We start from the raw sequence: 2,191 nt of genomic DNA on the forward strand, positions 1-2,191 counted from the left end.
TCGCGGCGCGCAGGCCGAGCGTGGTCGGCACGGCGTGCTGGGTGAGGGTGCGTGCCGCGGCCGTCTGATCGCGGTGCTCGGCGGCGAAGGCCGTCAGCGCCTCGTCGATCTCGACCAGGTGCGCGAGCACCTCGAACCCCGCATCGCGCGCGAAGAGCATGAGCGCCGTGTCGAGGATGTCCTGGCTCGTCGCTCCCCGGTGCACCCACTCGCGCGCGCCCTCGGGCACCCCGGCGCGCAGCATGCCGACGAGCGGGATCACCGGGTTGCCGCCGGCGACCGACCGCTCGACCAGCTCGGCCAGGTCGAGACGTTCGAAGCCGGCTCCGAGCGCACCCGCGGCATCGACGCCGAAGGTCTGCTCGAACCCGATGGCGGCCGCTTCGGGGGCGATGTCGAGCTCGGCCCAGGCCTGCGTCAGCGCCAGCTCGGCCCGGATCAGGGCGATCGCGAACACCGCATCGCTCACCGCGTGATCGTGCCCCACCGTGACTGGGGAGAGCAGCCCCGTGTCGATCACGATCCGACTCCCCTCCGGGGAGTCGCGCGAGTCCTGCGCCGCGTCAGAATGCAATGAAGACGGTCTCCCCTTCGCCCTGCAGGCGAATGTCTCGTCGCAGCCCGCCGTCGGGCGTGCGCTCGAGAATCAGCGTAGCGCGCTCGTCGTCGTCGAGGGAGCTCAGCAGAGGATCCGCGGCGTTCGCCGCCTCGTTCTCTGGGAGGTAGAAACGCGTGTGCAGCTTGTTCGGCAGGCCGCGCGCGTAGACGATGACGACGAAGAACGGGGCCTCGCCGTCGACGGATCCGGGTTCGCGCGTCCAGAACTCGAAGTGCCCCTCATCGGTGGTGAAAGCGCGGCCGAAGCCCGTGAAGGTGTGGCCGTCGCGCGCGAAGGCCCCGCGGGCCATCGGCACGGTGCCGTCGCTGTCGGCCTGCCAGATCTCGACCATCGAGTCGGGCACCGGGTCGCCCTGCCCGTCGAGCACGCGGCCGCTCAGCACGAACGAGCCCGGCGAGTGCGGGTGGACGACCTCGTGCTTCTTCTCGTAGTCGGTGCCGAAGGCGAAGAAGGGGCCGACGGTCTGGCCGGGCGTCGGCACGAGCGTGCGCTCGGGCACGGCCGAGGTGTCGAGATCGCGTGCGCGCTTCATCAGTGCTCCTCTTCGTCGAACCAGCCGGCATTCTCGAACCAGGTGGCGTCGGGCCCGTCGACCACGATGTCGAAGCGGTAGCCCATCGAGAACTCGGGCACGCTCAGATCGTGGTCGTAGATGCCGATCAGGCGGTCGCGATCTCTCTGGTCTCGAATCGTGTTGTAGATCGGGTCGAGCGCGAAGAGCGGATCGCCCGGGAAGTACATCTGCGTCACGATGCGCTGGGTGAAGGATCGCCCGAAGATCGAGAAGTGGATGTGCGCGGGGCGCCAGGCGTTGATGTGGTTCTTCCACGGATAGGGGCCCGGCTTGATCGTCGTGAAGGTGTATTCGCCGCGGTCGTTCGTGATCGTGCGGCCGGCGCCGAAGAAATTCGGGTCGATCGGCGCGGGGTGCTGATCGCGCTTGTGGATGTAGCGCCCGCCGGCGTTCGCCTGCCAGACCTCGACGAGCTGGTTGGGCAAGGGCCGCCCCCAGGAGTCGAGCAGACGGCCGGTGACCGTGATCCGCTCGCCCTGCGGCTCGCCCGGGCCGCCGTTGAGCGTCAGGTCGGCCTCGATGGCCTTGATGTCGCGCTGGCCGAAGGCGGGCGACCAGAGTTCGATGGTCTCGGGATCGGTGTGCCGCGGGTCCTTGGTCGGCGAACGGAAGATGCTCGAGCGGTAGGACGGGAAGTTCAGGATCGTCTGCGGGAACGCCTCGCCCGCGGCCGCCCGGCGATCGTAGTCGGCGTGCAGCTCGGCGGTCTCGCGATCGATCTGCGCCTGCGACGCGCGATCCGGCGCTTCGAGCAGCGACTCGGGCGCGGCGGCGACCTTGTCTTCAACGGCCATCTTCGTCTCCTTCGGGTGGTCTCGTCGTACCAGGGTGACAGCGTGGCCGCGAAGGATCCCCCCGCTCTCCCACTCAGTGGGAATGAATGCGGGACCCCCGCTGCGACCGGGGCCGCCCGCCCCGCTCCTACGGCTCGCGGATCGCGGCGTGGATCTCGCGGGCCGCCTGCACCACGAGCGCGCTCAGCCGGCGCTCGGCCTCGG

At 69.8% G+C, this 2,191-nt stretch carries 3 protein-coding genes; all 3 read right to left on the minus strand.

The window, feature by feature from the left end:
* The coding region (locus ACFPZL_RS12520) for a lyase family protein (protein ID WP_382335676.1) at positions 1 to 520 on the minus strand (520 nt) is incomplete at its 3' end.
* A 43-nt stretch (positions 521 to 563) separates the two neighbouring features.
* Complete coding sequence (pcaG, locus tag ACFPZL_RS12525) at positions 564 to 1,151, minus strand: protocatechuate 3,4-dioxygenase subunit alpha (protein ID WP_218115094.1); 588 nt, start codon at positions 1,149 to 1,151, stop codon at positions 564 to 566.
* Positions 1,151 to 1,987, minus strand: coding sequence for a protocatechuate 3,4-dioxygenase subunit beta (pcaH, locus tag ACFPZL_RS12530; protein WP_218115095.1), 837 nt, complete (start codon positions 1,985 to 1,987; stop codon positions 1,151 to 1,153). Before pcaH ends, pcaG begins: the two co-directional genes overlap by 1 nt.
* Positions 1,988 to 2,191 lie beyond the last annotated feature (204 nt).

It is taken from the genome of Leucobacter soli, assembly GCF_042659205.1.
GTDB classification, from domain to species: domain Bacteria; phylum Actinomycetota; class Actinomycetes; order Actinomycetales; family Microbacteriaceae; genus Leucobacter; species Leucobacter soli.

What these genes read in the sequence shown, in the direction of transcription:
- pcaG (WP_218115094.1), bottom strand. Translation starts at nt 1,151, where the DNA reads ATGAAGCGCGCACGCGATCTCGACACCTCGGCCGTGCCCGAGCGCACG.
- pcaH (WP_218115095.1), bottom strand. Translation starts at nt 1,987, where the DNA reads ATGGCCGTTGAAGACAAGGTCGCCGCCGCGCCCGAGTCGCTGCTCGAA.